Origin of the sequence: Telluria antibiotica (genome assembly GCF_011682055.1) — a bacterium.
In the GTDB taxonomy this organism is placed as follows: Bacteria; Pseudomonadota; Gammaproteobacteria; order Burkholderiales; family Burkholderiaceae_D; genus Telluria; species Telluria antibiotica.
In genome coordinates, this window is the sequence record NZ_JAAQOM010000042.1 from 1 (window position 1) to 1,966 (window position 1,966).

The 1,966-nt window shown below is 60.1% G+C and carries 1 protein-coding gene and 2 pseudogenes; 1 reads left to right on the forward strand and 2 read right to left on the reverse strand.

What is annotated here, in order from left to right; translation table 11 throughout:
- Positions 1 to 41: 41 nt before the first annotated feature.
- Positions 42 to 263: pseudogene (locus tag HAV22_RS30710) on the reverse strand (transposase); the annotation flags it as partial.
- 252 nt (positions 264 to 515) lie between these two features.
- Here HAV22_RS30710 and HAV22_RS30715 point away from each other — a divergent pair.
- Positions 516 to 1,757 (forward strand): IS110 family RNA-guided transposase, encoded by a 1,242-nt coding sequence (locus tag HAV22_RS30715; RefSeq protein WP_371869788.1) that lies wholly within the window; start codon positions 516 to 518, stop codon positions 1,755 to 1,757.
- A 16-nt stretch (positions 1,758 to 1,773) separates the two neighbouring features.
- Here the strand turns inward: HAV22_RS30715 and HAV22_RS30720 are convergent.
- Positions 1,774 to 1,966 (reverse strand): annotated as a pseudogene (locus HAV22_RS30720) (transposase); the annotation flags it as partial.

Genomic DNA, 1,966 nt, shown 5'->3' on the forward strand with positions numbered 1-1,966 from the left:
GGACCTGTCAGAAATTCTGTGTGCGGGGCCAGAATTCGTAGTTAGGTAATCGCGTTGGTGAAGCGCTCGCCGAACATGATGGCGAACTGGTTGGCGGCCAGCTTCCACGTACGCTGCGGCATCTTCCAATCTTTCTCGATATTGCGCAAGGCCAGGAACAATAATTTGGTTGCCGCCTCATCGCTCGGGAAGTGGCCACGGTTCTTGACGATCTTACGCAGGCGCATATGCAGGCTCTCAATGGCATTTGTAACCGGCATGATAATCATCGGCGCCGGTGTGTCCTTATCCGAGCAGTAGCGGTGTATGGTGAGACCATCCGGGACAGGGGCGCCTGGGAGCACGTCGAGTGGGCAGGCCGTTCATATACGATGAGCTGAGAGCTCGTGTTAGTAGTTGGCTGCCCCTGCGACCCGCCCGGTTGCGCCGCGAGCGCGAATCCGTAGTTGTCGTGCTGTACCACTCGCTCCCGTGATTTCAACCGTTATGGGGGAATTGCCATGCGAGTTATTGGTTTGGATGTATCGAGATCGTTTGCCGAGGTGGCGTATCTGGAAAACGGCCTGGTTCAGGCTGGCGGACGCGTCACGCTTCTGCATCCGGAACTGGAGCACTTCGCGCAGCGCCTGGGGCCGGACGATCACGTCGTGCTTGAGGCGACTGGCAATACCGCCGCGATCGTTGCGGCGCTGAAGTCGCACGCGGGACGTGTCGTTGTCGCCAACCCGCTCAAGGTTCGGTTGATCGCAGAGGCGCGCATCAAGACGGACAAGATCGACGCGGCCATTCTGGCACAACTGTACGCTTCCGGATTTTTGCCAGAGGTCTGGACGCCGGACGACGCTACGCTGGCGTTACGTCGGCAGGTGGCGCGGCGCACACAGATCGTCCGGCAGCGAACCCGGCTCAAGAACGAAATTCACGCGGTACTGGCTGCACATCTGATTGCGCCATGCCCGGCGTCAGACTTGTTCGGCAAGAAGGGGCGAAGCTGGCTGGCCGATCAACCGTTACCACTGGACGAACGCATCGGCGTGGAGCAACGTCTACGCACGTTGGATTTGCTGGCACATGACGCGAAGCAGATCGAAGAAATGCTGGCCAGGTCCGCGCTCGCCCAGCCGCAAGTCGCGCGATTGATGACGATCACGGGTATCAACGTCATGATCGCCCTCAGCCTGGTTGCTGCGATCGGAGATATCAGTCGGTTTTCTTCTCCTGAAAAACTCGTTAGCTACCTGGGGCTGAATCCGTCGGTCTACCAATCAGGACTGCAACCGGCCAAGCATGGCCGCATCAGTAAGCGCGGTCGCTCACACGCACGCGGTATGCTCGTTGAAGGCGCATGGGCCGTGGCACAAACCCCGGGACCATTGCGTGCCTTTTTCCTGCGCATCAAAGATCGCCGCGGCGAGCAAATCGCAGCGGTAGCGTGTGCCCGCAAGCTGGCTGTCATCGCCTGGCATGTGCTGACACGGGATGAGAATTTCGTCTGGGAGCGGCCGGCGCTGGTCGCACACAAGCGTCGCCAGTTGGAGCTGCAGGCTGGTATGCCGGCAAAGCGCGGCGGCCATAAGGGGCTCGGCGCGGATTACAACCTGAAGGCCATCCGGGACCAGGAGCGGGCTGTCGCCGAACAAGCGGAGAAGGTTTATCAAAAACTGTTCTCGCGCTGGCGTCAGGCGAAGCCGAAGGATGCCCAACCATGCTTTTGGCCGCCAAAACGAAACCAAGACAAAGTGAGGGGCGCACCGTAGAAGGATAAGACTTGTAAATTACATCCGTTGTGTAGATGATCGCGCGCACCTCCGGCGGGTAGGCAAAGAACGGAATCACCTGCTGCCACTGGCGTCGCCACATGGCCGCCACGGTCGGGAATTTGGTGCCCCATGGGCCGGCCGCAAATGCGTCCAGCGCCGCTTCGGCGGCGTCGGAGTTGACGGCCTGGTAGACGGGTTTCAAGGCC